This window comes from uncultured Thiodictyon sp. (assembly GCA_903837595.1).
Taxonomy (GTDB): Bacteria; Pseudomonadota; Gammaproteobacteria; order Chromatiales; family Chromatiaceae; genus Thiodictyon.
The window spans coordinates 1-2,989 of record CAILVI010000048.1 but is presented as its reverse complement, the minus strand read 5'-3'; the positions used below and the strand labels follow the sequence as shown (position 1 = coordinate 2,989).

1 protein-coding gene and 2 pseudogenes are annotated in these 2,989 nt (G+C 64.2%); 2 read left to right on the top strand and 1 reads right to left on the bottom strand.

Annotation, left to right across the window (positions count from 1 at the left end; all coding sequences use genetic code 11):
* Positions 1 to 182: pseudogene (locus QZY44_RS02735) on the bottom strand (hypothetical protein); the annotation flags it as partial.
* A 274-nt stretch (positions 183 to 456) separates the two neighbouring features.
* On the opposite strand from QZY44_RS02735, the pseudogene QZY44_RS02730 reads away from it, so the two are divergent.
* Positions 457 to 1,231, top strand: a pseudogene (locus QZY44_RS02730) (ISNCY family transposase); the annotation flags it as partial.
* A gap of 641 nt (positions 1,232 to 1,872) precedes the next feature.
* The gene (locus QZY44_RS02725; RefSeq protein ID WP_295441900.1) at positions 1,873 to 2,739 is read left to right on the top strand and encodes an SDR family NAD(P)-dependent oxidoreductase; all 867 of its coding nucleotides are present in this window, start codon (positions 1,873 to 1,875) and stop codon (positions 2,737 to 2,739) included.
* The last annotated feature ends 250 nt before the right edge of the window (positions 2,740 to 2,989 follow it).

Here is a 2,989-nt window from a genome sequence, read left to right as displayed (position 1 = left end):
TTCCAGGCCGCCGCCGAGAAGCTCAGCAACGCCAGCCACTGGCCGTGCCAGCTGGCGACATACCACCGGGTGTGCCCGATCTTCGGCAGCGCGCCCAGGTAGTGATGGGCATCCATCAGCGCCTGGAAGCGCGCCTCCTCGGACGCGGCGACGGGTTGCAGGACGACTTCGCGCAGATTCACGCACTCGCTCTCCGGCAGCGGGGGACCGAGACGCTTTATACCCCGACCGCCGGGCATTGTCCAGGGTTGTGGACAACCATCGCTTGCAACAGCGGATCCTGGCTAGAACGGTTCCGCCCTGATCACGCCCCGGCATCTGCGCCGCTTGATTGCGGTCTACGGTTGCGACGGCGCCGTGGCCCTGGTTTCGAAGAAACGGGGAAAACGCAGCAATCGGGCCTACGCGGATGCGGTCAAGACGTCGGTCCTCGCGTTGGCGCGGGACTGCTACCAGGGGTTCGGCCCAACATTGCTCGCCGAGAAACTGGCGCAGCTGCACAGCCTCGTGCTGTCGCGCGAGACGCTGCGCCAATGGCTCATGTAGGCGGAGCTCTGGCGCAAGCCGCCAACAACGCCACGCGGCGGTCCACCAGCCGCGGTACCGGCGTGACTGTCTCGGGGAGCTGATCCAGATCGACGGCTCGGACCACCATTGGTTCGAGGATCGCGGCCCGGTCTGCACGCTGCTGGTGTACATCGACGATGCCACCGGCCGCCTGATGGAGCTGCGCTTCGTGGACTCGGAATCCGCCGTCGACTACTTCCACTCGACCCGGCGCTAGTTGGAGCGCTACGGCAAGCCGGTGGCCTTCTACAGCGATAAGCATTCGGTGTTTCGGATCAATTACACGGGTGCGATCGGCGGGACCGGCCTGACCCAGTTCGGGCGCGTCCTGCACGACCTCAATATCGACATTCTATAGGCCAACAGCCCCCAGGCCAAGGGCCGCGTCGAGCGGGTGAACAAGACCCTCCAGGACCGCCTGGTCAAGGAGTTGCGGCTGGAAGGGATCGACACCCTGGAGGCCGGCAATGCCTATCTGCCCGCGTTCATGGAGCGCTTCAACGCCAAGTTCGCCCAGGCGCCGGCCAACGCCACCGACCTGCACCGACCGCTGACCGAGCGCGACGATCTGGAGGAAATCTTGAGCTGGCAAGAGGAGCGCACCGTCTCCAACAGCCTGACCTTGCAGTATGATCGGGTCGTCTATCTGCTCGAACCGACCGAACTGGCGAAGGGACTGGGGTCTGCTAGGGATACGTGCAATTTCTTATCACAAGCAGGTAGTTCCGCCGTAACTTTGGCACCGGCAGTGCCTTACTGCGGTTGCTCAGTCACGACGACCAGGAGCTCGGCCCGCGGGCCAGTAGCGGCCGCCCGACGGATCGCGAAGGCCTCGACCGCAGCGAGGTCCAGGGATGGCCAGCAAACGGGCTCAGACAGCCAGGGGTGACCGTGAGCCAGCAGAGGGCTACCCACTCAGCCGGGGGCTGTCCAGGTTCCCTGGGAACTGCATACCGCGGCACGGAGTATGCCAGGCACCACGCGCCGGGCTCCCGCTCCACCAGAGCCAGGCGCCCCCGGTCGGCATCCTTCGCTGTACCCACGTCTTAGGCGATCAGCTCCAACAGTTCGGCTTTCGTCATCGTTACCCCCAGTGGTCTGACAATCTTTGCAACGGACTTGCATTCGACGCTGTGATATCTATCTTTGCTCATGGCGACACCTCCCATTTTTCGGGTTATACCCACAAGTGAAGCACCTGCGGTGCCGAACCATGAGGGCACCCACTTTGGGCCGAGCGCGCGATGCAAGTCCCCGGCCTTACCTTATAACTGACTGCAATCCAACCTCAAATTGGCTTCTGCGATGCATGATCAACCGCCCCCTTTAGCCGAACGTATCGCCCTGGTCACCGGTGCCAACTCGGGCTTGGGTCGGGCGGTCGTGGGGGCGCTGGCGGGGCAGGGCGCGACGGTGCTCATGGTCTGTCGTGACGCCACGCGCGGAGAAGACGCGCGCCACGAGATCATGGCCGCGACGGGTAATCCGCAGGTACATCTGTTCGTTGCGGACCTAGCCTCCCAAGCGGCCATCCGCGGCCTCGCAGCGCGGGTACGCGAGCGATTCGACCGGCTACACCTGCTGATAAACAATGCGGGCACCGCCTTCCCGGCCCGGCGCCTGAGCCCGGATGGCATCGAGATGGCCCTGGCCGTCAATCACCTGGCGCCCTTCCTGCTGACCAACCTCCTGCTTGAGCCCCTGCGTACCGCCGCGCCCGCGCGCATCGTCAACGTCGGGACGCGCATCAACACGGCGATGGACTTCCACGATCTGAACTGGGAGCGGCGGCCGTACCGGTTGATGCAGGCCTACGGACAATCCAAGCTCGGTAACCTCCATTTCACCTTTGAGTTGGCGCGGCGCCTCGCCGGGAGCGGGGTGACGGTCAACTGCTGTTTCCCCGGCGTGTTCCGCTCCAACCTGGGCGGGACGGACGGTGCCCAAGGGTGGTTCTGGCGGACGGTCGCTCTGCTACTCGGCTGGGCCTTGCCAACGCCGGAGCAGGCGGCACGCGGCGTGCTCTACCTGGCCACGGACCCCGCGATGGCCGGCGTCACGGGCGGCTACTACAGTCACCGTAAACCCATCCCGGCCCCAGTCCAGACCCAAGACCCGGCCGCCAACCAGCGGCTGTGGGCGATCAGCGCGGACCTCACCCGTCTGACCTGACGGCTGCCGACATGCCGAAGGCCGACCCATTGCGTTAGTCGTTGTCAGACCCCTTCTACTAGGCCCAACAAGAGCGAAGCTGCCACCAGGTGCCATATCCGGGTCAGATCAGGATACGCGCAAAAATTAGTGGCTCTTCCTGCGTTTCAGGCGGCTGCTAAGTTTTTGTAATATCGTGAAAAGAGGCTTATGATTGCCAGCCGCCAGGAAGGTTTGCAGGTCTCGGAGTTAGGCTGATGATCCCCCTCAC